Source organism: Achromobacter sp. LC458, assembly GCF_001005835.2.
Lineage (GTDB): Bacteria > Pseudomonadota > Gammaproteobacteria > Burkholderiales > Burkholderiaceae_B > Achromobacter > Achromobacter spanius_B.
Genome location: NZ_LBHW02000008.1, coordinates 46,587 through 72,843 on the forward strand (window position 1 = coordinate 46,587; position 26,257 = coordinate 72,843).

Annotated in this window: 44 protein-coding genes, 1 tRNA gene and 1 pseudogene; 30 read left to right on the forward strand and 16 right to left on the reverse strand. The window is 61.2% G+C overall.

Annotated elements, in window-relative coordinates; genetic code table 11:
• Positions 1-72: 72 nt before the first annotated feature.
• Genes YH64_RS08990 through YH64_RS09015 form a run of 7 tightly spaced genes read right to left on the reverse strand, consistent with a single transcriptional unit; the run spans position 73 to position 3,509 of the window.
• Positions 73-438: an endonuclease gene (locus YH64_RS08990; protein ID WP_046803591.1), complete on the reverse strand. Its 366-nt coding sequence runs from the start codon at positions 436-438 to the stop codon at positions 73-75.
• Positions 435-599, reverse strand: a complete 165-nt coding sequence (locus YH64_RS30120) for a hypothetical protein (RefSeq protein WP_185975351.1) — start codon at positions 597-599, stop codon at positions 435-437. Before YH64_RS30120 ends, YH64_RS08990 begins: the two co-directional genes overlap by 4 nt.
• The gene (locus YH64_RS08995) at positions 596-1,393 is read right to left on the reverse strand and encodes an ATP-binding protein (RefSeq protein WP_255444236.1); all 798 of its coding nucleotides are present in this window, start codon (positions 1,391-1,393) and stop codon (positions 596-598) included. Before YH64_RS08995 ends, YH64_RS30120 begins: the two co-directional genes overlap by 4 nt.
• Complete coding sequence (locus tag YH64_RS09000) at positions 1,335-2,114, reverse strand: YdaU family protein (protein WP_082134383.1); 780 nt, start codon at positions 2,112-2,114, stop codon at positions 1,335-1,337. The genes YH64_RS08995 and YH64_RS09000 overlap by 59 nt, the downstream gene beginning before the upstream one ends.
• Complete coding sequence (locus tag YH64_RS09005; protein WP_046803592.1) at positions 2,111-2,470, reverse strand: Ref family recombination enhancement nuclease; 360 nt, start codon at positions 2,468-2,470, stop codon at positions 2,111-2,113. The genes YH64_RS09000 and YH64_RS09005 overlap by 4 nt, the downstream gene beginning before the upstream one ends.
• Entirely contained in the window at positions 2,467-2,988 is a 522-nt protein-coding gene (locus YH64_RS09010; protein ID WP_046803593.1) for a DUF1367 family protein, read from the reverse strand. The genes YH64_RS09005 and YH64_RS09010 overlap by 4 nt, the downstream gene beginning before the upstream one ends.
• 2 nt (positions 2,989-2,990) lie before the next feature.
• Entirely contained in the window at positions 2,991-3,509 is a 519-nt protein-coding gene (locus YH64_RS09015) for a phage regulatory CII family protein (RefSeq protein WP_046803594.1), read from the reverse strand.
• A 63-nt stretch (positions 3,510-3,572) separates the two neighbouring features.
• Between YH64_RS09015 and YH64_RS30125 the strand changes: the two genes are divergently transcribed.
• From YH64_RS30125 to YH64_RS09025, 3 genes are all read left to right on the forward strand, one after another.
• Positions 3,573-3,731, forward strand: coding sequence for a hypothetical protein (locus YH64_RS30125; RefSeq protein WP_185975352.1), 159 nt, complete (start codon positions 3,573-3,575; stop codon positions 3,729-3,731).
• Complete coding sequence (locus YH64_RS30130; protein WP_185975353.1) at positions 3,728-3,892, forward strand: hypothetical protein; 165 nt, start codon at positions 3,728-3,730, stop codon at positions 3,890-3,892. Before YH64_RS30125 ends, YH64_RS30130 begins: the two co-directional genes overlap by 4 nt.
• Positions 3,893-4,187: 295 nt before the next feature.
• Positions 4,188-5,261, forward strand: coding sequence for a LexA family transcriptional regulator (locus tag YH64_RS09025; RefSeq protein WP_046803596.1), 1,074 nt, complete (start codon positions 4,188-4,190; stop codon positions 5,259-5,261).
• Between the two features lie 33 nt (positions 5,262-5,294).
• Here the strand turns inward: YH64_RS09025 and YH64_RS09030 are convergent, their stop codons facing one another.
• The 4 genes from YH64_RS09030 to YH64_RS09045 form a co-directional block, all read right to left on the reverse strand.
• Positions 5,295-5,483: a type II toxin-antitoxin system HicA family toxin gene (locus YH64_RS09030; protein WP_046803597.1), complete on the reverse strand. Its 189-nt coding sequence runs from the start codon at positions 5,481-5,483 to the stop codon at positions 5,295-5,297.
• Positions 5,480-5,755 carry a DUF1902 domain-containing protein gene (locus tag YH64_RS09035; RefSeq protein WP_046803598.1) on the reverse strand — a complete coding sequence of 92 codons (276 nt, stop codon included), beginning with the start codon at positions 5,753-5,755 and terminating at the stop codon, positions 5,480-5,482. Before YH64_RS09035 ends, YH64_RS09030 begins: the two co-directional genes overlap by 4 nt.
• Before the next feature lie 479 nt (positions 5,756-6,234).
• Positions 6,235-6,486, reverse strand: a complete 252-nt coding sequence (locus tag YH64_RS09040; protein WP_046803599.1) for a hypothetical protein — start codon at positions 6,484-6,486, stop codon at positions 6,235-6,237.
• A 64-nt stretch (positions 6,487-6,550) separates the two neighbouring features.
• A complete protein-coding gene (locus tag YH64_RS09045) occupies positions 6,551-6,976 on the reverse strand; it encodes a hypothetical protein (RefSeq protein WP_052945947.1) in 426 nt (141 codons plus the stop codon).
• A gap of 431 nt (positions 6,977-7,407) precedes the next feature.
• On the opposite strand from YH64_RS09045, the gene YH64_RS09050 reads away from it, so the two are divergent.
• The 27 genes from YH64_RS09050 to YH64_RS30495 all read left to right on the forward strand — a co-directional run bounded on the left by YH64_RS09050 (position 7,408) and on the right by YH64_RS30495 (position 21,042).
• Positions 7,408-7,734 (forward strand): hypothetical protein, encoded by a 327-nt coding sequence (locus YH64_RS09050; protein ID WP_046803600.1) that lies wholly within the window; start codon positions 7,408-7,410, stop codon positions 7,732-7,734.
• 151 nt (positions 7,735-7,885) lie between these two features.
• The gene (locus tag YH64_RS09055; RefSeq protein WP_143215305.1) at positions 7,886-8,113 is read left to right on the forward strand and encodes a hypothetical protein; all 228 of its coding nucleotides are present in this window, start codon (positions 7,886-7,888) and stop codon (positions 8,111-8,113) included.
• Positions 8,110-8,400, forward strand: coding sequence for a hypothetical protein (locus YH64_RS09060; RefSeq protein ID WP_143215306.1), 291 nt, complete (start codon positions 8,110-8,112; stop codon positions 8,398-8,400). Before YH64_RS09055 ends, YH64_RS09060 begins: the two co-directional genes overlap by 4 nt.
• A gap of 14 nt (positions 8,401-8,414) precedes the next feature.
• Positions 8,415-8,672, forward strand: a complete 258-nt coding sequence (locus tag YH64_RS09065) for a hypothetical protein (RefSeq protein ID WP_046803603.1) — start codon at positions 8,415-8,417, stop codon at positions 8,670-8,672.
• Between the two features lie 41 nt (positions 8,673-8,713).
• Entirely contained in the window at positions 8,714-8,989 is a 276-nt protein-coding gene (locus tag YH64_RS09070) for a hypothetical protein (RefSeq protein ID WP_046803604.1), read from the forward strand.
• 58 nt (positions 8,990-9,047) lie between these two features.
• Positions 9,048-9,168 (forward strand) — tRNA-OTHER (locus YH64_RS30135).
• Positions 9,169-9,487: 319 nt separating this feature from the next.
• Positions 9,488-9,733, forward strand: a complete 246-nt coding sequence (locus YH64_RS09075) for a hypothetical protein (protein ID WP_046803605.1) — start codon at positions 9,488-9,490, stop codon at positions 9,731-9,733.
• Between the two features lie 9 nt (positions 9,734-9,742).
• Positions 9,743-10,255 (forward strand): hypothetical protein, encoded by a 513-nt coding sequence (locus YH64_RS09080; protein ID WP_046803606.1) that lies wholly within the window; start codon positions 9,743-9,745, stop codon positions 10,253-10,255.
• 89 nt (positions 10,256-10,344) lie between these two features.
• Positions 10,345-10,617, forward strand: a complete 273-nt coding sequence (locus YH64_RS09085; protein ID WP_046803607.1) for a hypothetical protein — start codon at positions 10,345-10,347, stop codon at positions 10,615-10,617.
• 3 nt (positions 10,618-10,620) lie between these two features.
• Positions 10,621-10,953: a hypothetical protein gene (locus tag YH64_RS09090; protein ID WP_143215307.1), complete on the forward strand. Its 333-nt coding sequence runs from the start codon at positions 10,621-10,623 to the stop codon at positions 10,951-10,953.
• Positions 10,950-11,114, forward strand: a complete 165-nt coding sequence (locus tag YH64_RS30140; RefSeq protein ID WP_185975354.1) for a hypothetical protein — start codon at positions 10,950-10,952, stop codon at positions 11,112-11,114. The genes YH64_RS09090 and YH64_RS30140 overlap by 4 nt, the downstream gene beginning before the upstream one ends.
• Before the next feature lies 1 nt (position 11,115).
• The gene (locus tag YH64_RS09095; protein WP_046803609.1) at positions 11,116-12,213 is read left to right on the forward strand and encodes a hypothetical protein; all 1,098 of its coding nucleotides are present in this window, start codon (positions 11,116-11,118) and stop codon (positions 12,211-12,213) included.
• A gap of 74 nt (positions 12,214-12,287) precedes the next feature.
• Positions 12,288-12,902, forward strand: a complete 615-nt coding sequence (locus YH64_RS09100) for an ERF family protein (protein WP_046803610.1) — start codon at positions 12,288-12,290, stop codon at positions 12,900-12,902.
• Positions 12,902-13,228 carry a single-stranded DNA-binding protein gene (locus YH64_RS09105; RefSeq protein ID WP_052945948.1) on the forward strand — a complete coding sequence of 109 codons (327 nt, stop codon included), beginning with the start codon at positions 12,902-12,904 and terminating at the stop codon, positions 13,226-13,228. The genes YH64_RS09100 and YH64_RS09105 overlap by 1 nt, the downstream gene beginning before the upstream one ends.
• On the forward strand, positions 13,225-13,974 hold the full coding sequence (locus YH64_RS09110) for a ribonuclease H-like domain-containing protein (RefSeq protein WP_052945949.1): 750 nt from the start codon (positions 13,225-13,227) through the stop codon (positions 13,972-13,974). The genes YH64_RS09105 and YH64_RS09110 overlap by 4 nt, the downstream gene beginning before the upstream one ends.
• A gap of 66 nt (positions 13,975-14,040) precedes the next feature.
• A complete protein-coding gene (locus YH64_RS30145; protein WP_185975355.1) occupies positions 14,041-14,199 on the forward strand; it encodes a hypothetical protein in 159 nt (52 codons plus the stop codon).
• Positions 14,200-14,203: 4 nt separating this feature from the next.
• Positions 14,204-14,776, forward strand: coding sequence for a hypothetical protein (locus YH64_RS09115; protein WP_046803611.1), 573 nt, complete (start codon positions 14,204-14,206; stop codon positions 14,774-14,776).
• 5 nt (positions 14,777-14,781) lie between these two features.
• Complete coding sequence (locus YH64_RS09120) at positions 14,782-15,006, forward strand: hypothetical protein (RefSeq protein WP_143215308.1); 225 nt, start codon at positions 14,782-14,784, stop codon at positions 15,004-15,006.
• Positions 15,006-15,224: a hypothetical protein gene (locus YH64_RS09125; RefSeq protein WP_046803613.1), complete on the forward strand. Its 219-nt coding sequence runs from the start codon at positions 15,006-15,008 to the stop codon at positions 15,222-15,224. Before YH64_RS09120 ends, YH64_RS09125 begins: the two co-directional genes overlap by 1 nt.
• The gene (locus YH64_RS09130) at positions 15,217-16,908 is read left to right on the forward strand and encodes a hypothetical protein (protein ID WP_046803614.1); all 1,692 of its coding nucleotides are present in this window, start codon (positions 15,217-15,219) and stop codon (positions 16,906-16,908) included. The genes YH64_RS09125 and YH64_RS09130 overlap by 8 nt, the downstream gene beginning before the upstream one ends.
• The gene (locus YH64_RS09135; protein WP_046803615.1) at positions 16,901-17,545 is read left to right on the forward strand and encodes a hypothetical protein; all 645 of its coding nucleotides are present in this window, start codon (positions 16,901-16,903) and stop codon (positions 17,543-17,545) included. The genes YH64_RS09130 and YH64_RS09135 overlap by 8 nt, the downstream gene beginning before the upstream one ends.
• 202 nt (positions 17,546-17,747) lie before the next feature.
• Complete coding sequence (locus YH64_RS30150) at positions 17,748-17,990, forward strand: hypothetical protein (RefSeq protein WP_046803616.1); 243 nt, start codon at positions 17,748-17,750, stop codon at positions 17,988-17,990.
• Positions 17,987-18,160, forward strand: coding sequence for a hypothetical protein (locus YH64_RS30155; RefSeq protein ID WP_185975356.1), 174 nt, complete (start codon positions 17,987-17,989; stop codon positions 18,158-18,160). Before YH64_RS30150 ends, YH64_RS30155 begins: the two co-directional genes overlap by 4 nt.
• Positions 18,157-18,582 carry a phage protein NinX family protein gene (locus YH64_RS09145; protein WP_052945950.1) on the forward strand — a complete coding sequence of 142 codons (426 nt, stop codon included), beginning with the start codon at positions 18,157-18,159 and terminating at the stop codon, positions 18,580-18,582. Before YH64_RS30155 ends, YH64_RS09145 begins: the two co-directional genes overlap by 4 nt.
• A gap of 82 nt (positions 18,583-18,664) precedes the next feature.
• Positions 18,665-18,904 carry a pyocin activator PrtN family protein gene (locus YH64_RS09150; RefSeq protein ID WP_046803617.1) on the forward strand — a complete coding sequence of 80 codons (240 nt, stop codon included), beginning with the start codon at positions 18,665-18,667 and terminating at the stop codon, positions 18,902-18,904.
• 299 nt (positions 18,905-19,203) lie between these two features.
• Positions 19,204-20,172, forward strand: a complete 969-nt coding sequence (locus YH64_RS09155) for a homoserine kinase (RefSeq protein WP_046803618.1) — start codon at positions 19,204-19,206, stop codon at positions 20,170-20,172.
• Between the two features lie 66 nt (positions 20,173-20,238).
• Positions 20,239-21,042 carry a BPSS1780 family membrane protein gene (locus YH64_RS30495; RefSeq protein ID WP_046803619.1) on the forward strand — a complete coding sequence of 268 codons (804 nt, stop codon included), beginning with the start codon at positions 20,239-20,241 and terminating at the stop codon, positions 21,040-21,042.
• A gap of 3 nt (positions 21,043-21,045) precedes the next feature.
• On the opposite strand, the pseudogene YH64_RS30760 reads toward YH64_RS30495, so the two are convergent.
• The 5 genes and pseudogenes from YH64_RS30760 to YH64_RS09180 form a co-directional block, all read right to left on the reverse strand.
• A pseudogene (locus YH64_RS30760) lies at positions 21,046-21,306 on the reverse strand (DUF192 domain-containing protein); the annotation flags it as partial.
• The gene (locus YH64_RS09165; RefSeq protein ID WP_046803620.1) at positions 21,303-22,172 is read right to left on the reverse strand and encodes a type II secretion system F family protein; all 870 of its coding nucleotides are present in this window, start codon (positions 22,170-22,172) and stop codon (positions 21,303-21,305) included. The gene YH64_RS09165 and the pseudogene YH64_RS30760, both read right to left, overlap by 4 nt.
• A gap of 12 nt (positions 22,173-22,184) precedes the next feature.
• The gene (locus YH64_RS09170; RefSeq protein WP_046803744.1) at positions 22,185-23,030 is read right to left on the reverse strand and encodes a type II secretion system F family protein; all 846 of its coding nucleotides are present in this window, start codon (positions 23,028-23,030) and stop codon (positions 22,185-22,187) included.
• Positions 23,027-24,916, reverse strand: coding sequence for an ATPase, T2SS/T4P/T4SS family (locus tag YH64_RS09175; protein WP_370512731.1), 1,890 nt, complete (start codon positions 24,914-24,916; stop codon positions 23,027-23,029). The genes YH64_RS09170 and YH64_RS09175 overlap by 4 nt, the downstream gene beginning before the upstream one ends.
• Positions 24,882-26,255: a type II and III secretion system protein family protein gene (locus YH64_RS09180; RefSeq protein ID WP_255444243.1), complete on the reverse strand. Its 1,374-nt coding sequence runs from the start codon at positions 26,253-26,255 to the stop codon at positions 24,882-24,884. Before YH64_RS09180 ends, YH64_RS09175 begins: the two co-directional genes overlap by 35 nt.
• Positions 26,256-26,257: the final 2 nt, after the last annotated feature.

Consider the following 26,257-nt stretch of genomic DNA (forward strand, 5'->3'; position numbering starts at 1 on the left):
TGGGTCCAACCGCCGCGCACCACACCAGCCACATACCTCCCTCCCGCCGGGCGCGGGGCTTCTCGATGATCGTCATAGCGTCACCTGCTCGATAGTTACGCGGACCATGCCGCCCTTCGCCTTTTCCCGGATCTCAGCAGGCGCGAAATGGAACCCGCGGTCATTCATGCCGATAGCGTCCGCAATGCCATCCGTGCCCGCCTTCATGCGGGCCGCCAGGTTGTCTCGGTCGTAGGCACGAGCGTCGGGCGGGAAGAACTCATACGCGATGCGCACTCCGAGGAACTGGCTGAACCCGTCCGCCTTGGAAAGGGCTGATCTGGCCAGCAGCCGCGCCGCGTTTCGATATCGCTTCTTTGCTTGGGAAACCGGCGCCCAGTGCCCGCGGTGATTGGGGCTCAGTTCCTTGGGCGGCCAGGGCAATTCGACAACGATCATGCCGCCTCCCCCACGTTCAACCCGATCCCAAGCGCCCGCTTGGCCATGGCCAATACGGTCATCGAGTAGCGCCGGCCTCCGACCCGCTCACTCTCCCTCAAGATCTTCACGGCCCAGCGCCGCTCGTTCGGCACCGCAGCGAGTTCTGGCAACTCCATCATGCTTGCCTCCTATAGCTAGGCCAGTCGAACACCACCATCCGGCCACCACCCTCCCGCAGGCGATCAATGACACGCTCGCCCAAGTACTCGGTCAGTGGATCCTTTGCCAAGTTGCTGATTACGATCGTGGGCTTCAGGGCCTGATAGCGGCCGTTGATCACTTCGAACAGGTACATCTTTTCGGTTTCGCTGCCAAACTGCACGCCCACCTCATCCAAGACCAATAGGTCAGGTTCAACGAGGTTTTGAATTGCTTCTGCCTCAGTCAGCTCGGAACCCTTCCGATACGTATCCTTGATCGATCGAACGGCGCCGATGACCGACGTGAACACGGCTACACGGTCTTGCTTGATGACCTCGTGGCACACCCCCACGGCCAGATGCGTTTTCCCGGCCCCCACGCCGCCGCAAAAAACGATGCTCTGCCCGGTCTTCAGGCATTCATCGAAGCCATCCGCGAAACTCTTGGCCACCGCCAGAGCCCGCTTGGGTCCTTCCGCGTGCGGCACAAAGTTCTCCAACGTCCTGTCGGCGAACCGAGGCGGGATTGCGGCGCGGCCCAGCAGCTCGTTGGCGCGGCGCTGGCGCAACTCCAGCATCCACTTCGCATGCGCCTCGCTCGCCTCGCGCTCTTGCTGCTGCTTGATGCACGCGGGGCAGCCGGACGTATGGCCCATGTACGTTATGGCCGCGTATTCCCCGTGCTGCTCGCAGCGCTGGGTGGATTGCTCGGTTTTAAAACGTGCCATCGGCTGCAACCCCGGCGTGGTAGTCCTGCTGGCTGAAGTTTCCATGCGCTGTCCCTCCATTCGATTTCGTTCGGGTTTGAGTTCGGGGCGGGTAGAGCCCCTGGTATCCGCTGGCGATGCTGTTGGCGATCACCGCGCTAGGCTGGTGCCCTTCGGCACGTAAGTCGGCAAGCTGCTTTAGCTGGAGCTTGGCCGCTTCTTGCGTCACCGGCTTCTTGCGGGCCTTTCGGTCAGCAACCCAGCCTTGCCAGTCTTCGCGATCAAGCCAGACCGGCAGATCGATGGCCGACGCATCAAATCCATTCCCCCGCTTGCGGTGGCTAGGGGGTGGTTCTTTATCTGGTTCTTGGTTCTTGGTTATTGGTTCTTGGTTAGTTGCACATCCGTTCAACGGCTGTTGAGCATCTGTTGCGGGCTCGTTGCTCGGTTGATGGGCTTTTTGTGCCCTTTTCGCTGCGCTGGCCCTTCCCGCTGCCGATTTCGCCTCTTTGTTGCCGTGGTACTTGGCAATCTCAGCGTCGCAGCGCGAATGGCTCCAACCTTGTTCGGATTCTGTAAAGAACTCGTTCAACACCTGTTCAACGGCTGTTCGTTCCTCGTCGGAACGCGCCAGAACCAGGCGGCACAGCTTTTCAAATTCTGGGCAGAGAGGGGCCTCGGTGTCGTAGTACAACTCGATCAGGTCGCGATAGACACTGCGCTCTATACGCGTCAAATGTCGCGTGGCGCTGTTGAAGTCTCCGATGTGGTGCGGGTAATAATTCATGCTTGCTCCAGCATCCCAACAGCACGCAGGGCGCCGTCAGGGACATTCAAGCCTTGAGCCTGTAGTTGTTCAATGCACCAGACCAACAGATCGCGCTGACGCCCGTAGCGGGCCTCAAATCGAGCCTTCCAGGGATGAACGGCGATGCGGCCAGGCGCGCCCGTGCCGTCCTGATGGTTCCCTGCGGACAGCGGCAACACCAGCCAATGGGCGTCAGGCTTCGTGCGGCCATCGATGTGATGAATGGAGCAATGGCCATCAAAGAAGCCATCCATGCGGGAAGCCACACAGCCAATGTTCGTGACAAGCAGATCCCAGAATCGCTTCTGTTCCGCGGAGGGGTTACGGCCTTTCATTCGCCGAATCCTTGCAAGACGAGCTCCAGCATTTCGCTGGCGCGCGCGGCCGGCAGATGCGGCCACATAGTTTTTTGGGCATGTGCAGTGCGCAGGAAGGCAACGGCGTCCTCATGGAATTGCTCCATATCCGCCTGCTCCAGCTTTGCGTAGCTGATCGAGCGCGGCACCGGGATCACTCCGCCCTTCGGGCCGGGATACCAGTCAACGAAACCGCTGCCGGTCTTAAGCCATGCACGGAATGCTTCGAACTCTTCAAAGCGTTCCTGCGCCTCAAACAGCGCGGATTCCAACGCCATGTGCTTTCGGTGGTACCAGCCGGTGCGCTCTTTGTGCGTGGTGATCGATAGCATTTCGCCCGGCTCAAGCCGCACAAGCTGATTCCACAGACGGCGCCATTGCTTGCGCCCGCGCTCGCCCAGGCCATCGACCATGCCGAAGATCATCCGTCGGGCCGCTTCCTTTTCATGTTCGGAGGCCTGGGTGGGGTTCTGACGAACTAGGGTGATGTCGGCCATGATCAACCTCCACGCTTGGTCACGGCGCGCAGTACGTTGCGCTCCATACGGTGCAAGATCACTCGGCCTGCACGGAACAGCGGCACGAGCATGTCGGCATCGTTCTGGCACAACACTCCATCAGCGATCGCATCACGCAGCTCGGCGGCGATCTTGCCGACCTTCGCCATGACCTCCATGAGCTTTTCTTGGAGGGCCGCCAGCTCGTCCGGGTGACCGCTGGTCGGCGGCGGCGGAACGAAATCAACGAACAGCCCTTCCTGCGCACAAAGCGACAGCAACCAATCGCGGGACTTGCCAGACGTGGTGACGTCTCTTTCCAGCCACTCGGTAAGCAGGACCGCAACGTCCACGTCCAGTTGCTCGTCACCCTTCAGCTTCCGGCGCAGAGACTCAGGATGAATGGACGTGTCACGCCTCTCGGTGAGGAAAGTCGCGGCCGCCGAAACGCCACCATCAGCCTTGCGCACCGTGTTGTAGAGCGTGTCTCGCCACTGGGTGTTTGTGTAGTGAGCGGTCATAGGGCTGATTCCTTCAAAATTTCAACGTTTCGGTATTTCTGCGCCGTCTATAAAGTTCGGCACATGGAAAACAACAACGAATCCAAACCAGTGACCCGAGCGCGCCTCTTCGCGCGCATCGATGCCACCCGGCTCAGTCAGCCGCCCCGGCAGCCTTCCGACAAAACTCCGCCAGCAGAGCCTGTAGAGGAAGGCGTCTTGAAAGGCGAAGAAGAGAAATGAGCGAAACTGAAAAACTGTTGATCAACGCGCAAGACTTGGCCCGTCGAGTCTTCGAGGCACCAAGCGAGAAGTCGGTCATGGATCTTTTTCAGGAGCTGTGCGCCGAGCGTGACCGCATGGCGTGGGCGAGTGAGGGCCGCGAATCGGCGACGGTGCATTGATGTCATGCCGCCCTCGCCTCTTCGGCTCGCTTCGTGACGGATCGACGAGTCTCGCGGCGGTGCAATTTGATGAGGCGCTCGCCATCCGACCACTTCAAGTCGCGGTAACGGCCCTTGCAAATGTCAGCCACCCAAGATTGAGGCTTGTCTCCCATCGCTTTCGCGATTCGGACTTGCGTCCAGCCGATGGCTTGCAGATCAGAGATGAGGTTTTTCCAGTCCATGCGTCATTTAATCGCAATTGCGCTTATCGCGCAAGCGCCATTGCGATGGCCGTAAGTATCACAATTGCGATATGAGCGCCCTTAAAGACCGCCTTGCTGAAGCGAGGACCGAAGCAGGACTATCCCAGGCCCAATTGGCGAAAGCCGTAGGGGCGGGTCAGTCCACGATTGCCAGCATCGAAAACGGGAGGAATAAGGGGTCGTCCCTGTTCCTGGACTTGGCGCGCGCCTTGAATGTGAACGTCGAATGGCTGATGGACGGCGCTGGGCCTAAGAAAGGAGACGCTGGCGCTGCACCCTCCACCATCCGTGAGCCGGTAGCCCCCTGGCCCTTCCCCGACATTTCGGAACGAGACGTGCGCGCGCTTGCGCCATCTCAGTTGAACGCGCTGCAAGGGGCTCTCGCCTTGGCCATTGCGCAGCTTAAGTTGGGTGTCAATGTTGCGCCTGTGGCCGCGCCGTTGCCAAACCTGACTGCTGCGGCTCTGCGCTCGCACAAACCCGGCGGGCTGGTCGACATGGACCACGCTGACGACGCATTCCCAATGCGGATACCCGGCTTGCCTGCCCCTTGGGAAGGCGGACGCACGACGCATCAAGCGGAGCGCGAGCCCAAGCTTCGGATCAGCACGCAGGAAGGCGTGGTGGCTAACGTTGGTCCAGGCGAGCCGCACGCGGCCAACGACAAGTTCGAGAAAGTTCCGGAATTGGCAGACGTGCGCCTGGCGGCCGGCGATGGGATCGAGAACGCCGACGAGACACAAACCGGCGTGATTCAATTCCGTAGGTCGTTCCTACGGTCGGTGGGCGCAGACGCCGGGAAGGCCCGGGTGGTGTATGCAAAGGGCGACAGCATGGAACCGGTCATCAAGGACGGCGCCGCCCTTCTCGTCGTCCCGAACGAGGATCTGACTCTACGCGACCTGGCTGGCGGCGGCGTCTATGCCATCAACTATGACGGCAAGATGATCGTCAAGACGGTGGCTAAGGACAAACTCACGGGCCGCTGGGTCGCTCGCTCGTTTAACCCGTCCTACCCCGATATCCCGCTGGAGAACGGGCACCCTGCCCGTGTGCTTGGTCAGGTTGTCTGGGCCGGCGCGCGGCTACGTGATGACGAGGCGGGGCAGTGGGTGAGGTCGTGAGGTGACGTGAAAAAGCCGCCTAAGAGGCGGCTTTCAGAAGCGGTATTTGATGCCGGCGTCTTTCATAATCGCGTTGGCGGTATGGCGCGATTTGCATCCGGTGGAGACGGCGACATGGACGTCGCCCTTCCCCCATATTTGATGGGCGCCTTTACCCTGACGCACCAAAGAAAAGCCGTGCTCTTTAAGCACGGCTATGATCTTTTCGAAGTATCCGTTCACGCGCTAGCCACCGCCGCTCCGATATGGTGGTAGATGGGCTCGGCCTTCGCCTTGCTACTGTGCAGCTTGGTTTCCATCAACATGCACACGACCTCATTAGCCTCGCGCGCCAGCTCGTCCATAGAGGCAGCCTCGACGATGAAGCCCTTCAGGTCTGGACTGGTGGCTAAGTAAACCTGAGCTTCTTTATCGTATGAAACATCCACGCGAAAAGACACGCGAAGACCGGCTCGCGCGACTTGTTTCCAAAATGGTAATCCGACTCGGTACATACTTTCTCTCCCTGAGCATTGAGCCGATCTGTGGATGGCTGCGCATCGTAGGGGCGAGCGAAGACATCAATCGGCACAGATGGAGGGTTTATGAGGTGAACTTGCCGCCTCTACGGCTACTGCGAACTCTGAGCTAACTTCCGAACAAACTTTCGTAGTCATTACGAACAAGAAGTCCGTACTAACTTAGAACGTCAATTGCTAACGAAGTTCGCATCTATCTTTGAGCACTTGCTGACACAGCGTCAACAAGCAACTGAAGTATAGGAAAAAAGCGAGAAATTAGCTACTCGTTAAGTTAACAAGCTGTTTAGTTAACACCCTTAGAAAAAGAACCAAGTTCGTTAACTATCAAAGACTTACAAAAAGGGACGGAATTAGACCTGTGCGAACTAGCTACTACATCTGGCGTCCTTCAGCGGCAGGAAAGCCTTTCCGATCGCCACTGAGACTCTGAGGGTCACCTCCGGGTGGCTTTTTTATTGCAGCGGCCCCTTCCCCACCAGGCGCAGCAGCGCTTCGGCCGTTTCTCGCTCCGACTCTGCATGCTGGCACCAGCGCCGGTAGATAGCAGCGCCTATCGCTGTTAAGCGGAACAACTCTTCCTCGGTCAGCTTGGGGGTCAGCGCTTCAAGTTGCTCGGCGTAGGCGGCGAGCAGGGTTTCCCAACTGTTGGGGCCGCTCGGCGTCTTCGCTGTGACCATCAGCGCAAGGATCGTGGCTTTGTCCATACGGTCTCCGGGAAAGCTAAAGCGTACATCCTGAGCATGACGCCTGCGGTTGGCTTTTGCCTATCTAGCGGTACTCAATGTCCTGGCTCGGTGGAGCCGGCTGGCCGGCAGCAAGCGCACAGTTGCTTACGATCACTTCTGATCCCAGGGACTGGCCTCTTATCATCAGGCCACCCGCGACAACGGCAACGTCCGGCGTAGCAAGAAACATCGTCTTCCCCGTATACCCCCCGTAGCTGTTCTTCGCATTCACAAATCCGCAGATGCTGGGACGCGGCTGCCCGGGCTTTTGTATCGCGTAGATTCCATAAAACTTAGCGGAATCCGGGTCTTTGAGCGAGTTTTTTAGCTTGGCCACGCTGGCGTCCACATATGCCTTTTCTGCGGTGACAAGCTGAGCCGTCGGCGCAACAGGCTGCGGTTTCTTTGGCGCCGCGCAACCCGTCAGCAACGCGACCGACCCGGCCATAGCCAGAATCCAGGCTTTCATTTCACTCCCTTAGTAACAAAACAATTCAACCATGGTAACCGGAATCGCAATCGCATTTGCGCTTGACAGATTCAATCGCAAATGCGATTATTCGTCCATGCGCTGCAAACACGGCGCCGCAACAAGCCCTCGGCCTCGTATCCCAGCGAGAGGACGTTACCGCCACAAAGTCGGGTGGGAATGGGAAGCGGGACAAGTAGTACTCAGGCCTGGCCCAACCAGGTGCAGCACGTCGTTGGCGAGGACGCTAAATCGCAATGCTCTGACGGCCGGAGGATAAACGAGTCGTACCTGGGGAGGGACCTTACGAGGACAAACCAGGGCAGCGGATGAGAGCCCGTTGCATTGAAGGGTAGGACGCCCTGCCCTTCCAGATTTATCTGAATGCCAGCCCTCCCGGCTCAGGCATTTTCATGAACCTGGAGATACCGATGAAAGAAAAGCTCGAGCAGGACATTGCTGACGCCAAGCGCGCATTGCAGGACGCGGAGGCGGCTCTGCTGCTCTGGACGAAGAAGGCAGAAAACAACGTCTTCGCCACGTTGGAGGATGCCGAAGGCGAAGTCGAAGAGATGCTGCGCGGTCGTGCCCATGAGGATTGCGAAGGTTCCTACAACTGCGGCGCCGAAGTGTACGACCAAGAATTCATGGTCGACGGCGTGAAGTACGTCGGCACGTTGAAGTGCGAATACAACCGGCACGACAAGACGTACTACTACCTGGAAGAAGCTGATTTCAGCGTCGAGAAGGTCGGCTGAGATTGAAGAAGCAGCGCGCATCTTGGAGCCGATGACCAGGTATTCGAATTTCTCGAATAACTGCGAGGGAACAGCCAGGTAGCGCGCTGCTCCGGAATTCATCCGCCAGCCCGTTCCTAGAGCGGGCTTACGAATGAACAAGGAGGCCAACATGGCAAAAGTGACCGTAGAGGTTGATGTTGACCTCGGTGAGCTTGACGAAGATGCGCTGGTGGGCGAACTGGAATCGCGTGGATACGGCGTGCACGAGTTTGACCCGCCGACGCTGGACATGGATTTGATGGGGAAGATTCATCAACACCTGACGATGGGCCAAGAGCAACAAGCGCTCGATGTCTTGCGCCCTTACCTTCTAGACATTCTTGGGAAGGCGCTATGACCTACTACGCGTTTGTTCACTCACGCAGCGGCCTGACTCGTCCAGTCCTGGCCGGCGAGTTCAAGGGCAGGGATCAGAGCGATGCCCTCAACAAAGCGTCTTCCAGCCCGGCAGTCAAGAAAATCGTAGGCAATCAGCAGACGAAAGACTTGTACGTCCGCGTCTACGAGGCCCGCGACTATCAGGGAGCAGTTGATCAAGCGATGGCTGTTCATACGCCATGGCTGAGGCCGTCAGGTGACGACGCTCCGGGTCGGCCCGCTTCTTTCAGGATTCATACCGATTAACAAGGAGAACGAGCATGGCGACAGTTCACGTAATGCATAACGGTGGCATGGCCTGTGTCGGAGACGAGCTTGCGAAATCAGTGACCCATATCCCCGGCGTTTCACTCTGCCCGCTTGGTTATCACAATCTGCCCGACACCGCGCTAATGGTCTACCGGGCTGAGCCAGGCTGGTTCGCCATCCGCCGGAAAGGGATGGCTGGGCGCCTTAAGCGGTTCCAGAGCTTTGATCGCGCTTTGGCCGCTGCAAAGCGGATAGCGGCCACCGATTAACCCCCCATCCCGTTGATAAGCCCGAGGGCAAAGGAGAAGAGATGGATTTCCCGATCCACTACCCGGCAAGCATTGATGTGCTTGTCTACATCACCGATGGAGCTAACCAGCAAGGTACTGCCACCGTCAGCTTCAAACCGGGTAAGGAGATAACAAAGCAGGACGTTCGCGATGCTGTTGCCGCCCTGGAGCGGGACAGCATGCCGGAGGGCTTCCGCCTGATGACCAAGCGGGAAGTTTGGAACTGGATTTGCGAAGACATGGCAGGGCGCGGCGCTCGATTCGCCATGCCTGGCGGTGAAGACTTCGACGACTGATATCTCCCCCCTGGTGCTGCATAGCAGCCGTAGCCGCACGAAACGCGGCGCTATCAAGAGAGGCATGGCGAAACTGGTAGACGCATGCGGCATAGGGCGGCTTCGGCTGAGCAAAGCAAGGCGCCAGAACTTGTACCCCAAACCGCTGGCATTTGTGGGTTCGACCCCCACTGCCTCTCTTGATGGCAGCAGTACCGTGCTAGCCGGGCCGGGCCAAACCCGGCTGCCATCAGCAATCGTCCGGAGTAGTTGCCGGAGCTGGAGCCGTAACCAGCATCCCCCCTCGGTCGCTCAGGCCGGCGAATCCCAATCCCACCTAACGCCATACGTCAGCCTTACCCAAGGCTGGGGGTTCGCCGACCTGAGCGTCAACGACTTACGCAGTCTTCCCGCGCCAGTTCAAGCAATTCGCCTACAGCAATCCCGGGCCCGGGTGCGTGATCGGTGATGCGCCGTGATTGGATGGCCGGAAGACTGCACCCATACATAGGAACCACCATGAAACGAGCGATTCTCCTTGCTGCTGTTCTGCTGGCCGGTTGCACCAACGCAGACGACGCCACGCGCACCCTGAAAGCCGCTGGCTACACAGACGTCCTAATCACTGGGTACCGCTGGTTCGGTTGCAGCAAAGACGACAGTGTTCACACCGGGTTTATTGCAACTGGTCGCGATGGCTCAAAGGTCAGCGGCATCGTGTGCGGTGAGCTGTTCTTCAAAGGCAACACCATCCGCACTGACTAAGGAACGACCATGAGCACGATAAAGCTGCCGGAGTTGCCCGCGCCTTTTGAACCCGAATGGCCCGACCTCAATCCTCACGCCCTGGGTTGTGGTGTCGAAGATCGAGGCATCGTTAGCCGGTACGAAGCAGCCGAATACGGGTTCCAGGATGGCGTGGACAAGGCTGCTCAGTGCGTCCCGGAGGACATTTACACCGGGGAGCAAATGCGTGCCTACGCCGAGGAAGCAGTACGCCAGGCTCTGGCGGCGCATGAACGTCGCTGCGAGTATTGCGACGGAACGGGCGACGTTCACAGCATTGACGGCGAATGGCGCGGGGTCTGCATATGCTCTGTAGGCCGTGCTCTGGCGGCGTCAAAGATTGACGAGCGTGCGGCGTTTGAATATTGGGCTAGCGATGACGGGGAAACCCCGACCGCTGTTGAACGCGCCGGTCATGGATATCGACTGGCCCAAACTCAAACCTATTGGGTCGCATGGCAAGCCCGCGCGGCCCTCATCCCGGAGACCCGCGATGGATGACCTAAAGCAGATGCTTCGCAACGCCTGGGACATGCGCTGGTACTACGCGATCCTCCTTGGCCCTCTGATCTATCACGTGGGGTGGTGACATGGACCGTTTTCACGGAGACGAGCAGTACGAGGTCTTAACGGCCACCGTCCAAGACGTATGCCAGACGCTGGGCAATCCTGCTAGCTGGGATGCAGACGGCCACGACGCGCTGTACTGGGCCAAGCGGCTGGGGGATGCGGACTTCTTCGCCAATCTCGGACCGGCTGACTGGATGGCGATTCTGTACGCGGTCATGTACAGCAACAGCCCTTGGGTGCTTGGGTTGCAGCGCGATATCAAGCATGCGATCAACATCGAACTGGAGGGGTAGGACATGACGAACCAGCACACACCTGCACCCTGGCGCCATGAACCAGGTCGGGACGGCAAGCCACCCTACGTGGTCAGGGGTTCTGAGGGCGGCTTCGTGGTAATGGGGGTGACTGCCGAGCGGCAAGAAGCGGACGCTGCCCTTATTGCCGCCGCGCCTGATCTGCTGGAAGCGCTGGAGAAGCGCGCCCAAGCCGATGCCGCTTATGCCCAGCTCGCAATGAGCGACGTTGACCCAGACACGCGCGAGCGCCTGCTGCAACAGATTGAGGACGCGGAAGACGCGGCCAAAGATGCCGGCCGCGCCGCCATCGCCAAAGCCCGAGGTTCCCAATGATCCGCCTCCTGCGCAAGCTACTCCAAACCGATGCCCACCTCGCCGTGGGCCTTTTTTCGATCATCTGCGCCATCGTCGGCGTCATGTCTGTCCTGCAACAGGAAGACGAAGCCGCCCGCCTCGCGGGTGATGGCACGACGAAATACGCAGCCAAGGACTGATATGACCGAGACGACCGAACTTGCGGAACTACCGCCCCAAGAAACCGCACTGGAGGTTTACTCCAAGCCCAATGGCCTTGATCCTTGGCTGGACAGAATCCGCGCCGAGGTCTCCGGCCACGTGCCCGATCTGACTACCAAGAAAGGCCGCGACGCGATCGCCAGCCTTGCCTACAAGGTCCGCAAGGCGAAGACTGCCCTGGACGACTTGGGCAAGGAGCAGGTTGACCGCTTGAAGGAGATCCCCAAGAAGATCGACGCCGAGCGGAAGCGGATGCGGGACGCACTGGACGCTTTGGCTGATGAAGTTCGCCTTCCGCTGACGGAATGGCAGCAAGCCGAGGAAGCGCGCGTACAGGGGCATAAGGACGCAATCGATTGGATCGTCTCCCTGGTGGTGAACTGCGGGGAATCTGTCGACGACCTGCGCGCCGCCATCATCGAGGCAGAGCAGATCGAAATCAACCCTGGCTGGGAAGAATTCGAAGCGGAAGCCGCCCGAGCCAAGGATAAGGCACTGTCCGGCCTTCGCGACCGTTTGGTGGCCCGCGAGAAGTACGACGCCGAGCAGGCCGAACTGGCCCGCTTGCGTGCCGAGGTAGCTGCCCGCGAGCAGAAAGAGCGCGAAGAGCGCATTGCCCGCGAAGCCGCCGAGCAAGCACAGCGCGAAGCCGACGCCCGCGCCCAGGCAGAACGCGAAGCAGTGATCCGCCGCGAGCAGGAAGCCAAAGCCGCAGCCGATCGCCGGGAACTTGAACTGAAGCTGCAAGCGGAGCAGGCAGAGAAGGCAGCAGCCCAGGCCAAGGCCGACAAGATTGCCGCCGAGCAACGCGCAGAACAAGACCGCCTCGCCGCCATTGAACGCGAAAAGCAAGCCGTCGAGGCGGCGCGCCAGGCGGAAATCAAGCGCCAGGCCGACGCCAAGGCCGCAGAAGAAGCCGAAGCCGCCCGCCGTGAAGCCGACAAGGCCCACAAGGGCAAGGTCAACCGCGCGGCGCTGGCTGCATTCGTCCAGGGCGGCATGACGGAAGAGTGCGCCAAGTTGGCCGTCACGCTGATCGCCAAGGGGAAAATCCCGGCGGTCGCAATCAAATACTGAGGACGCCATGAGCCACGACGACGAATCCGCCGCGCTGGCCTACCAGCAAGAACTCGAACATCAGGAGCAAGACCATGGAAGTCTACAAGGCAATCAATGCCGTGCAGGCGGAACTCGCCAAGATCGGCATCAGCAAGGATCGCAGGAACACACAAGGCTCCGGGTACAACTTCCGGGGCATTGACGACATCTACAACGCCCTGGCGCCGCTGTTGGCCGATAAGGGACTATGCATCCTCCCGCGCGTCCTTTCCCGCGAGTCGGTGGAGCGCGTCAGCAAGCAAGGCGGTGCGCTGTTCTACATCACGGTAGAGGCCGAATTTGACTTCGTGTCCACCGCAGACGGCAGCAAGCACACCGTCAAGACATTTGGCGAGGCGATGGACAGCGGCGACAAGGCCACCAACAAGGCAATGTCAGCCGCCTACAAGTACGCCGCATTCCAAGCGTTCTGCATCCCCACCGAGGGCGACAACGACGCGGATGGGCATACCCACCAAGTCGCATCCGCGAATGACGACAGCCCGGCCGAAGCCGCCGAGATGGATGCCGAAGTCACCGCCCAGATGAACGCAGCGGTGGCTGTGCCGGACCTCGTAAAGATCATGAATAGCCTGACTGCCGATCAAAAGCGCGCGGCCACGTCCCACTTCAACAAACGCATGAGCGAACTCAAAAAGGCAGCGTAATGAGCAACGACCTGAACCAATGCCAGTTTATTGGCCGACTCGGCAAAGACGTAGAAATTCGCTATGCCCCTGACGGCGCTGAAGTGGCCACCTTTTCTCTGGCTTGCGGCTGGAAGACCAGCAGCAAAGAAGGCACAGAATGGGTACGAGTCACCGCCTTTGGGAAGCTGGCGAGCATTTGCGGCACCTATCTGAAAAAGGGGAAACAGGTGTTCATTCAGGGCCGCATGCAAACCCGCGAGTACGAGAAAGACGGCACTAAGCGCTACGTCACCGAGATCATCGCAGACCAAATGCAGATGCTTGGATCGAAGGACAGCCAATGACCCACGTCTACATCGATATCGAAACACTGCCGGACATGCGCGAAGGCGCGCTGCAAGCCTTCATCGATGACGCCAAGGAGAACTTTAAGGCACCCTCGACGCTGACGAAGGAGCAGGCAGCGGCCGATCTCGGGCTGACGGACAAGGAAAAGATCAAGTTCGTCAGCAAGGAAACCATGATCTCGAACTGGGTGGCCACCTTCAAGGAAACGAAGGGGCCGGAGGTCGCCGAGCAGGAATGGCGCAAGACGGCGCTGAATGGCGCCAGCGGCCAAGTATTGATGATTGGGCTTGCATTCGATGACGCTGACCCGGTGGTCGCCCATGCCTCGACCGAGGCGGAAACACTGGCCGTCGCGTTCGACATGATTCGCCAAGGCATTGACCCGAATCGCCGCCCGGTGTTCATCGGGCACAACGTGACCGGCTTTGACCTTCGCTTCATCTACCAGCGCGCAGTCATCACGGGCGTACAGCCGCCGCTGGCTATCCCCTTCGGCGCGCGCCCCTGGGACGATTCTGTATTCGACACCATGACGCAATGGGCCGGCCATGGCAACCGTATCTCGCTGGACGACCTCTGCACCGCCCTGGGCCTCCCCGGTAAGGGCGAGATCGACGGCAGCCAGGTCTACGACTACTGGAAAGCCGGACGCATTGCCGAACTGATCGCGTACTGCGCCGATGACGTTCACAAGGCCCGCGAAGCCCACCGCCGCATGACCTTCCAGCGCTTGGCCGCGTAACTCCTCCCCGCAGCCCCGTACCCCGCCGTCTGTCCGGGGCTGCCCTTCTATTGCCTGGAGATCCACGTGGAATCCAAAGACTCCCCTCAGTACGACGAAGACCCGGTAGTCAATTTGGTGATGTCCGTGGGTCTGCCGGGCTTCGTTATCGGGTTCATCGCCGTTATCGGAACAATCCTATTCATCTGCCGCCGCGCGGTGGAATTCTTCTTCCCCGGAGCCTGAGAGCATGAACACACAATGGAAGCCTATCGCCAGCGCGCCCGAAAACGAAGGGCGCCCGCTCTTCTGCGAACTGTGCTGGGGGCCGGAAGGCGATCAGTCCGTAGGCACTGGATTCCGCCACAACGGGAAATGGTATGCGGCTGGCTTGTTCTTCTGCTTGGGCCAGGAAAAGCGCTACGAGCTTCGCGAGGTTGAAGTTCAGCCGACGCACTGGAAGCCGCAATCTGATCTTCCTGACGAAGAGAGCGCCGCCCCTACCTCGCACCCTATACCCACCGGAGCGACGGGGGAGGATATGCGCGCTCGCGTCATGGAAGTGATTACCGGCGTATGGGACCGGGAAACGCGAATTGACGACGCGGCGGACGAGGTGATTGACATACTCTCACCGGCTCCCGCTGCTGGCGATGCGCTGGATGCCAAGCGGTATCGCTGGCTGCGCAATAACGTCTGGGTCGCGGCAAATGAATTCCGAATTATGAATCCTAATTTGCGCTATGTCGCACCGCGCGCGGATGTCGAAATTGATGCATTCATCGACGCCGGCATGGCTGCCCAATGCAAGGGGGATGCGTGATGACGATGAGCCAGAAAGAACGCACTGACTACGAGCGCATGCGGCTCGCGCTCAAGCGAATAGCGACGGGCTACATGACGCTCAAGCAGATCGAACGCGATGCCGAAAAGCGCATTGGGCTGTCCTACGGGGAGGTCTTAGAGATGGCTTACGAGAACATTCGGGATGATGCCAGAGAGGCCGTGCGCGGTGTCCGCACCGCCATTGCCCAGCAGAAGGGAGAGGCGTGATGGGCGACATTGAACAGATCCGGGATCTCACCCGCCAGCGTTGGGGCCGCATCACGGCCTTCCGCCTCGGGCAAATCGCCGCCGAGTACATGGGGCCTCTGGCCGCCAGCGCAAACCCGTACAAGCCGGGTCAGCACGCTCACAGGAACTACCTGGAAGGCGTCAGCTTTCACGATGCCAAAGCCGCCCAGCCCACCACCAAGGAAAGCCATGACTGAGAACAACGCCGCCCAGCCTGGGCTGACGGATGACGAGATCGAAGCCCTGGCGAAGAAGCACATCGCCCCGCACGCGGATCGGCTGGACAAACTCCTACCTCACCGCGTGCCCTACCAGCAGACAGAACAATTCCGCCGCGTGAAGGCGCTGATCGGGGATCTGCTGTCCAAGCTGCGCGCGGAGGGCGTGCAAGCGGGCGATGAGCGGGAGGCATTTGAGGCCGCAGTTCAAGCGGAGTACGGCGTTTCCGCGCCTTCCCTGCTGCTTCGTGATGCAGACGGCGACTACGTGACTATGAACACCGAGTGGGTCTTCTGGTTGAGCCGCGCAGCCCTGGCAAGCGCCCCTGTAGCCATGATCGACACTGCAAAACTAGCCCAACTGCTGGACTCGGTTAACGGAGACTGCTACCTAGGGAAAGAGAAAGAGGAAGATCTGGTGCAGTCCCTGCGTTCTCAATTGCGCGCCCGTGTAGCCGAGCCGGAATGGATCGACGACCCGCACGACATTGAACAGGGCATGATGCGCAACCCTAAGTACGTCGCCCCTGGACATAAGCCTGTGGACACAAGCTCTGGACATAGCGCCCCTGTAGCCGACGAGCGGATCAGCCTTCTCGGCGCGGCCAATCTTGCATTCAATGCGCTGCACGAATGCAAGCCGGCCAAGGGTGCGGAGAAGCAATATTCGGACGCCATCCAGGCGCTGCAATCGGCCTTGCACGACATCGCCTACACGGTCAACCGCACGGCCACGCCGCAGCAGTTCGCCGACCACCTGCAACGGGAAGCCCGCGCAGCCTTGGCGAGCGCCTCTGTAGCCGATGAATCCCCGATGGCGAAGGTGGCCGAGGCTCTGCGGGAGAAAGCGCGCCAAGAACAGCAGGCCTATCAGGACCGCCGCGCCCAAGCTACCGAATGGGGGCCGATGCCGACCGGAACACAAGCAGACGACCCTAGCGAACTTGGGGCACTGGCTGATGGCCTGGAAAGTATCGTGGGCAACGAAAACGCCGCCTTGGCCGCGGCCTACATCCGCCGCGAAGCCAAGCGGCTAGCAAGTGCCGTCGGCGATGTCACTGCGAAGCCGGTAGCCTGGGTCGCGGGCGATGACGCATCTAGGTATCTCGAATGGGATAAGGAGCGCAGTGCATGGGAAATGCCGATTGGTACGCCAGTCTTCTATGCCGCGCCCCAGGCCAGCGAGGCGGTGCGCAATGCACTGGCGGCGTTGGTTCGATTGCAGGATGCCAAAGACAGTCAGAACCGTTTCCCGAACCCGCAGCGCTCAAACGAGTGGGCGGAATACCGCCGCCTCTGGCCTGCCGCTATGGAACAAGCCCGCGCCGCCCTGAAAACCCAGGCTGACAAGGACGGCGGGGATTGCGCGAAGGGTGGCCACGTAGAGGCAGAGAATCAGCCGGAAACCAGCGCCGATATTGGCTTTGGGGGTGGCCTGCTGGATTGCGCGAAGGGTGCGGGGGAAGGTGACCTGCATTTCATCGCCGGGACCATCGTCCTGCACCTGAACGGCCCCCTCGACCCCGCGCGCGTTATCGCGGCTTCGCGGGCGATCAAGGACTGGATCGATCGCCAGCAACTCGCCGCCCTGTCCACCCCGTCAGTCGTCAAGCAATCCTTGACAGCTACACAGACGGGCGAGAAAGGAGAGAGCGATGCGTGAGCGCCCTATTCTGTTCAGCGGTCCGATGGTGCGAGCCATCTTGGCAGGCAACAAGACCCAGACGCGGCGGGCGGTGAAAGAGCCGATCAGTGGCTGGCTGAACAACGCCAACGGCTCCCACAAAGTCATGGACGGCCAGGTGTTCAATTATTCGTTTGACCAGCACCTGGGGAACTGCCCCTACGGTAAGCCCGGCGACCGCCTGTGGGTGCGAGAGACGTGGGCCTTTGGTATCCACGCGCTGGCAGCAAAGCGCGACGAGGACGGCCCGTTCGTGTATGCGGCTGACGGCACCACGCACGGCAGACTCTGCGAGCGCTGGCGCCCCAGCATCCACATGCCCCGGCATGCCTGCCGCTTGATGTTGGAGATTACCGGCGTGCGCGTCGAGCGATTGAACGACATCAGCGAGGAAGACGTGGACGCGGAATGCTTCGGCGGCGACTACCCCACCAGGGTATTGCCCGACCTGTTCCCAGGCCACCCCGACGACTGGTCGCACCTGTCTATGGAGCAGTGCTTTCAGCGGCTATGGGAATCGATCAACGGCCCGGGATCTTGGGATGCCAACCCCTGGGTCTGGGTCGTGGAGTTCCGCGTCTTACACCCCCGCACGGACGGAGGCGGACGTGGCTGAGCCGTGCTGGTGCGCCACCTGCCGCCCCGTGTCGTTCGGGGATATGCGGATGGTGCTCTGCCCGGTGTGCGGGAACAAGCGTTGTCCTCGGGCGGCAGACCATCGCTATGCCTGCACGGGTAGCAACGAGGTTGGACAGGTCGGCGTTGATGTAGCAGATATGGCGCATCGGGCGCCGCAATGCCTTAAATATGGAGCGAACATGAGTCCGGAAGAAATCGAAGCCATCGCGCAGCGGCCTACGTACTGCAAGGCGGATGGCGAAGCGGTCACCCTGTCGCGAGCCGAGCGGGATGCGCTGGTGGCGATGGCGAGAGTTGCCGTCGACCCGCGCATTCGGGAAGCAATTGAGGCGACATTTGAGCAGCGCGCGGGCTACATGGCACTGATCGGTGCTGCGGTTCGAGCGCTGCCAGAACTCGCAATGGCAAAGGAATCCCCATGACCATGCTCCCCGAAATCGACCCTGAAACAGACGACTGGTCCAAGCGTGACCCCGCCATCGCATTCCACCTGATCGACCGATACGCTGAAAACTGGGCGCATGCGGGCGTACTGATGGAGCGATGGGCGAGGGCTTGGGTGAAGGCTAATCCGGAGAAGGAGGAATCATGAAAGTATCTGAACTGAAAGGCCCAAAGCTGGATTACTGGGTTGCGCAGGCCAACATCTTGAATGGCGGCGCCTGGAAGGACATAGAGCTCAGAGCCTATGGTACCGACTGCTGGACGCTACATGATCGATCAGATGGCATGACCCATGGCTGGATCACTGAAAACATCCTCGACTCAATCAAAATCCGCCGGGATTTGAATCTCGGTCAATTGGGCTTCCATTTCTGGCCATCGGTAGACTGGCAACACGGTGGCCCAATAATCCAGAACGAGCGAATCACGGTTTCGACTCATGAACCCTATGGTGATGAGTCGTGGCGCGCTCTGCACATGAGAACCATGCTAACCGGTCCGACTCCCCTTATCGCCGCCATGCGCACCTACGTTGCCAGCAAGTACGGAGAAGAAGTCCCCGATGTCTGACGTTATTGAGCAGATGCTCAGAACCACCCGCAAGAATTGGATGAAACAGCCCGCCTAGCGCGGGCTTCGTTTTGGAGGCGATATGAACAGCGAATTCCTGCTGCTCGCGAAATACCAGAAGCCCCGACTAAGCCTGGCCGAGTTGGCCGACTTCATGGGGGTCAGCCTGCACCGGGCGCAGAACATGAAGTCTGCCGGTGAACTGCCGGTCCCTGTCTATAAAGAAGGTCGAAACGTCTACGCCGACCTGCGGGACGTGGCCGCATACCTGGACGCTATGCGCGAGTCCGCCAAGCTCGAGTACGAGGCAACCCGTGTTTAGCAGTGCTACGGCAGTGCTACGCGGTTTGCTACAACCCAGGCTTTATGCGGCTCTCCGACCGATGAACTTACCATCAATCATCGGGGCGACGCACAGCCGCCAGTCGGGGGAGTCCAAGAATCACTCTACAAAACAAGGGGATGCGGTATTTTACGGGCTTCGCGGCATTATGTCCGGGACGCCCTGCCAGACAGTGCCCGGCGCTTCCGAACGGCCGGACGCTATGTGGTCTAAAATTGCGCCGCCGCCGCCGCACGGGCTTGTCCCAGCGTCCGTTAACCCCTATTCCCTGCATATCAATGGCCGTATTTACTCCCGTATCCGACGACGACGCGCGCGCCCTGCTGGCGCAATTCGATCTGGGCGAGTTCGTCTCGCTTCGAGGGATTACGGCGGGTATCGAGAACACCAACTACTTCTTGTATACGACCCGCGGCGAATATGTGCTGACGTTGTTCGAAGTGTTGACCCACGCCCAACTGCCGTTCTATATCGAATTGATGTATCACTTGGCGGAACGCGGCATCCCGGTGCCTCGGCCGCAGAACCTGCGCGACGGCACCCGCCTGACGACGCTGCACGGCAAGCCCTGCGCCATCGTGTCGCGCCTGCCCGGCGGGTACGAGCCGGCTCCCGGCGCCGCGCACTGCGCCCTTGCCGGCGCGACCCTGGCGCGCGCCCATCTGGCGGCGCAGGACTTTCCCATACACCAACCCAACTTGCGTGGCTTGAACTGGTGGCTGGATACGGCCCCCAAGGTGATGCCGTTCCTGGCGCCCGCGCAAGCCGAGCTGCTGACTGCTGAATTGGCTGCCCAGCAGGCCGCGGTGGCCACGCCCGCCTGGCAAGCCCTGCAAACCGGCCCGGCCCATTGCGACCTTTTCCGCGACAACGTCCTGTTCGCGGGCACCTTCGAAGATCCGCTCATGGGCGGCATCATCGATTTCTATTTCGCTGGCTGCGATACCTGGCTGTTCGACGTGGCCGTCAGCGTCAACGATTGGTGTATCGAACGTGACACGGGCGAGTTCGTCCCCGAACTGGTGCAAGCCTGGCTGTCGGCCTATGCCGCCGTGCGCCCCTTCACCGACGCCGAACGCCAGGTATGGCCGCTGATGCTGCGCGCCGCCGCGTTGCGGTTCTGGGTGTCGCGCCTCTACGACTTTTATCTGCCCCGCCCGGCCCAAACGCTTAAGCCGCATGACCCCCGACACTTTGAAAGAGTGTTGCAGGCGCGCCACCGCCCGGGCTTGCCAATATTGCCGTAACCGTAACGCCCCCCATAATGGGGCTAGCGCGTCCCTTTTTGAGAGCTATCCCTCCTTTAGAGAGCCATGCAAGCAGCATTCCTACCCGCGACATCCGGCTGGCAATGGGTTCGAGACGGCTTCCGCCTGTTCCGCAAGCAACCCCTGGCCATGTTCACCTGGGCCATGTTCATCAGCCTGCTGGTCGTTTTCGCCAGCGCGACACCGCCCGTCGGCCCCATCCTGGTCGTGGCGTTCATGCCCATCATCACCCTCATGACGTTGTCCGCGTGCAAGCACGTCGAAGCCGACCGCGTCATGTTGCCGTCGATGTGGGGCAAGCCGCTGAAGCAACCGGGCGTGTTCAGAAAACTTTTCGTCATGGGCCTGCTGTACGCCGGTTTGAGCATGGCGGCCGGTTTGCTGACATTTATGCCGTTCATGGATTCGATGGCGGAAGCTTATCGGATTGCATCGGTCGAACGTTCCCTGGACCCGATCCTGATGGCCATGCGCGTGCCGCTGACCATCTTCGCCATCATTTATGTGGTGATTGCCGCGTTGTTCTGGCATGCGCCCGTTCTGGTCGCCTGGCACGGCCTGCGGCTGGTGCAAGCCCTGTTCTTCTCTGGCATCGCGTGCTGGCGTAATAAGTGGCCCTTTCTGGTGTATGGCGCCACGTGGGCCTTGGTGTTTCTTTTCATCGACCTGTGCGCGGGCTTGTTGGTCTACATGGGGTTGTCGCCGCAGTTTGCCGGCACGTTGCAGATTCCGTTCAACATCGCCGCAGGCGGCGCGTTGTATTGCAGCTTCTATCCTGCCTATACCTCCGTGTTTGGCATCAATAACGCCAGCACGCATCTCGACAACGGCAATAGCGCCCAGGCATAGGGCGATGCGGCATGGCGGCAGCGCCCGGCGCACCGCTATCACGCTTAAATCGCGCGACACAAACGCCACGTCGATGGCGTAGCGCATGCCAAAGGTATGCACAGCGGCACAAGGCATCAGCATCACACCGGACCGACTGCCGGGCGGTCGACGCCCGAGCAGTCCGCGCATCCGCCCTTTCCAGTCAAGCACGCGCAGGAATCGCAGCCGGGCCACCGGCAAGGGGCTTTGGTTTTGGCTTTGGCTTTGGCTGTTCCGGTTCATGGAATGCTCTGAAGCAGCTGAACCGCGATCGGAAAGGCCAGCACAATGAAGGTGCACGGGAAGATGCAGCCAATCAAGGGCAACAGCATTTTTACCGGCGCCTGCATCGCTTGCTGTTCGGCCCGCACATGCCGGTCACCACGGCACTGCGCCGCCTGCGCACGCAGAACGGGGCCGAGGCTGATGCCCAGCGTCTCGGCTTGAGCCAGCGCCGCAGCCCACGTCCGGGCGATCGGGCTATTGCTGCGGTCAGCCAACGCTTTGATCGCCACTGTGCGCGTCACGCCCGCCCGCATTTCCGACAGTGCTTCTGACAGGGCATCGCGCAGCGCGCCCTTCGGCCCACTTTGCGCCGCAACTTGCAGCGCCCCCTGCACGCTAAGGCCCGCTTCCACGCATAGCGTCATCATGTCGAACACAAAGGGCAAGTCGCGTTCAATGCTGCGGCGCCGCGCTTCGCTCAGCCCATGCAACCACAGGCGTGGCGCCACGCCGGCCACCATGGCCGCGGCTATCGACCACAGCCACCCGCTTTGAAAGAAGGCGTCAAAGACCGTCGTCAGGGCTGCGCACACACCGCCTGCAAGCAACGCCGCACTGACGCCCAACGCCGCGACGTGCGCGTAGCCAACCTCGGCAGACAGCCCGGCCAGTTCGACTGCACGGGCCAGGCGGGCACGCAGACGCCACGAACAAAGCGGCCCCACAAGGGGCGCCACGGCCGACACCCACGGCCAAGCCACCCGCCACCACCATGGCAGCCCGGCCAATACCAATCGGTTGCCGCCCAGCAACGGACGCAATGCGGACCAAGTCAACCAGCCCACGGCCGCTGCGGCCATCATCATGCTCAAAGTGAGCAACATGGTTCCCCCCTGTCAGAGTTCGATTCGGACGATGCGCCGGATCAACAGCACCCCGGCCGTTTCCAGCACGGTCAATATCGCGAGGACGCCCCAACCCATCGGCGTGTGCCACAACACGGCCATCACATCGGGCTCCAGGCGGTCCAGCACAGCCAGCAACAGCACGGGCAACGCGCCGACGATCCACGCCTGCAAGCGCCCTTGAGAGGTCAAGGCGAGCAATTTCGCCTGTAGCTGCAGGCGAGCCCGCAGGGTTTGCGCGATGCTGTCCAATGCTTCTGCCAGGTTCCCGCCAGTTTGCGCAGCGATACGCATTGCCGCCACCACCAATGCAGTGGAATCCCCCGGCATCCGCGCTTGCAGGTTTTCCAGCGCGACGTCCCAGGGCACGCCCAGGCGCTGTTCCCGCAGCATCAACCCGAATTCCTGCGCCAGGGGCGCGCCGCTTTGCTCGACGACATGGCGCAACGCCGTCGTCAACGCGACGCCCGCGCGCAGTGCCGCCGCCAGCATCAACAAAGCCATGGGCAACTGCTGTTCGAAACGTCGTGCCCGTCTTCGCCGCAACAGGCCAACCGTCATGCGGGGAGCCCTGGAGGCCACGCCCGCGAACAAGGCAGCCAAAATGCCGCTGCCCGTCAATGAAAAGACCAGCGCCGCGGACATTGCCGCAAACGCCATGGCGGCGGCCCATAACTGCGCCGGGTCAATAAACAGAAAGACCTCGCTCAAGCGCACGCCGGCGTCCTGTGTATAAAGCGCCCGATAGCGGCGCAACGCCGGCGCAAACCAGGCCTGCGCATGCCAAGCCAGCATCGCTGCGCAGCACATCGCCGCCCCAGCCGCCAACCAGATCATGATGCCCCCCATACGCCATGGGCATCCACCGGCCCGGGTATGGAGGCGGGCTCGGAGAACCATGCCGGTTCCAGCGACACACCCTCGTCGGCCCAATCCTGCATGAAGCCGGGCAAGGCTCCGCACCCGCTGAAGCCGGCTGCACGATCAAACCGAAATAGCTGCTGGATCTGTATGCGACCGCTTTCCATGCCCGCGACTTCAACAATGGATGTCACCACTCGCCGGCCGTTTGCCATTCTTGCCTGCTGCACAATCACGTCCACACTGGCGGCTATCTGTTCGCGCACCACCGACAGAGGCAAATCCAGGCCAGCCATCAAGATCATCGATTCAAGCCGCGCCAGTGCATCCCGGGGGGAATTGGCGTGCAAAGTGGTCAAAGAGCCCTCATGCCCGGTGTTCATGGCCGTCAGCATGTCGAACGCCTCGGCCCCTCGGCATTCGCCTACGACGATTCTGTCGGGCCGCATGCGCAGCGCGTTGCGAACCAATTCACGAATCGCGATATGCCCCCTGCCCTCTTGGTTGGCGGGACGCGCTTCCAGCGCAACCAGATGATCGTGATTCAGCCGCAGTTCGGCCGCGTCTTCAATGGTGACGACACGCTCACCTTCAGGGATTTCGTCGGACAGGATGTTCAGCAATGTCGTTTTTCCGGACCCCGTTCCGCCGGACACGACGACGTTCTTGCGCATCCTGACGCATAGCGCAAGGAAGCGGGCCATGGGACCGCTTAATGACGCCGCCGCAATCAAATCCGCCATCTGAGGCCGACGCTGCGGAAACTTGCGGATGGTCAGGCTTGCGCCCTTCATCGCGACGGGCGGGATGATGGCGTGCACGCGCGAGCCATCCGGCAAGCGTGCATCCACCATCGGTGAGCTTTCGTCGATGCGGCGGCCCAGCGGCGTGACGATACGTTCGATCACCCAACGGACCGACTGTTCGCTGGTGAACGCGGCCGGATGCCGCCATAGACGCCCAGCGCGTTCAACATAGATTTCGTCATAGCGGTTGACCATGATCTCGGTGATATCGGGCGCGGCCAGCAGCGGTTCCAGGGGACCCAGGCCCACAGCCTCGTCCAGCACCTCGGCGCACAGGGCCTGCCTGTCGGCGTCCGGCGGCAGATCGGTGTCCGACGCCACGATCCGCGTCAGCAGGCGCTCGGCCTCGGCGCGCAACGTGCCATCGCTCATGCCTGCCACATCGCGCCTGCGCAGGTCCAGCGCGTCCAACAGCGCCGCATGCAGGCGGCGGCGCGCCTGCACCTGCTGTGGCTGAAGTTGAGGTTGAAGTCGAGGTGGGGGCGTTGGCTCCTGTTGCGTTGCCGTGGTCGCTGCGTTTGATGCGTTTGATGCGGTCAATGGAGTGGGCGCCGGCAGGCTCGATGGCAATGGCAATGGCAATGGCGATGGGGATGGGGATGGGGACGGGGACGGGGTTAACCGGGAGATGGCGGCCGGCGGCAAATGGGCGGTTGCATCACCGCCGGGCGGGGCGTGGCAATGCGCCGAGGCACTGGCGGACGGATCCGGCAGCGCGGCTGCGTCAGGGGTTGCCAAGCGCACCCTGAGGCGGCACGGTCCAATCAGGATGGCGTCGTCCGGCAGCACCGGCGCATGCCGCACGACGCGAGCGCCATTGACGATGGTGCCGGCAAGCGTACCCAGATCCTCCAGGACGATATGGCCGTCCTCGCGCAGCAGTCGGGCATGCTGCCGCCCCACTCGCCAATTGACGATACGAAGGCCGCACTGGGCACCTCGCCCGATCAGTACCGGCGCGGTGGTGGCCAGGCGGCGAACGCCGGCATCTTCATAGGTCATTTCGATGTCTAGCATGGCTTCAGGGCTGATCTGGCGGCTGCGCAGGTTCATCATTCACGGCCCACTGGGAGCCCGCGCCGGAATAGGGATCCCATCCCTGGCTAGCGACCGGAGCCGCCGTTCCCAGGCGGGGCGGCTCCGGGAATGCGGCGTCAATAACGCCCCGCCCCCGCTGCACGCGGTCCATCAGGGCCGGCTCGCTTTGCGACACGATTTTTGGCGTCACGAATATGGCCAGTTCCGTTTCGCGCTGCTGGAATCGTCGGGACGAAAACAGCGCCCCCAGAATGGGAATGTTCTTCAGCCACGGCAATCCGGTGGACTCTTGCCCCTGCTCGCGCGACAAGAAGCCGCCAATAACCAGCGTGTTGCCTGACCTGACATTGAATTCGGTAGACGCCCGCCGCGTGCGCAACGCCGGTCCTCCTGCGACGCTAATCGAGCTGTCCACGGAACTTGCCTCGACTTCAATCAATGAACGGATCACGCCGTTGCGGTCGATGCGCGGCGTGATGTTCAGGGACACCCCATACGGTTTGAACAAGGTGGTAGGGTTGCCACGCGAGTCCGTCGATGTGTAGGGGACCTCGCCACCAGCCAGGAAAGTGGCGCTGGCGCCGCTGCGCGCCAGCAATTGCGGCTGAGCCAACATGACGGCCTCGCCGCTCTGGGCCAGCGCGGCGATACGCGCGGACAGCAAGGCGTTGACCCCGAAGTATCCGGCCGCGGTCGACATGGGCCCCGGCGTCTCGATCACTGGTTCGCCCGGACGCGTCATGCGTCCTCTGGAGCCGGCGTCCCAGGCGACGCCGGCATTCAAGCCCCCCTGCGAAACACCGTCCCAGCGCACACCGAACTCTCGCATCCGCGAGGTGGGGATTTCCACGACCTGAACATCAAGAAGCACCATGCGGTCCCATCCCACCTGTCCGGTGAAATCCAGGATGGCGGGATAGCGTTCAGCCAGGGCGGCAATGCGCGCTCGGTCGTCGTCGGACAAGTCATCCCCTTCGATCACGATACGGCCGCCCACGTGCGTGCTGCTCGCCCCGGGAATGCGAGAAAGCAGCGAGTCGACCTCCGCGCGCAAGCGCGGCGCCCCCGCAGGCACCACGCGCAGCTCGTACGCAGCCGCGCGGCCGGCGGCAGTCCAGACGTGCACCGACGACATTCCTTCCGCGCGCGCGAAGATCACCACGTCGCGGCCCTCGGCGGCAATGGCGCTTAGTACCTGCCCGTTGCCGATCGCCACGCGCTTCACACCGGGGTGGGAAAGAACACGGGTTTCGCCGACCTGTAGCTCCAGCACTTCCGAGTTCGCCAGGGCGGCCGCTGTGCTGGGAGTCAGAAGCGCAGTGACAGCCGCCACGCAGAGAGTCCGCAAAATCACCATGA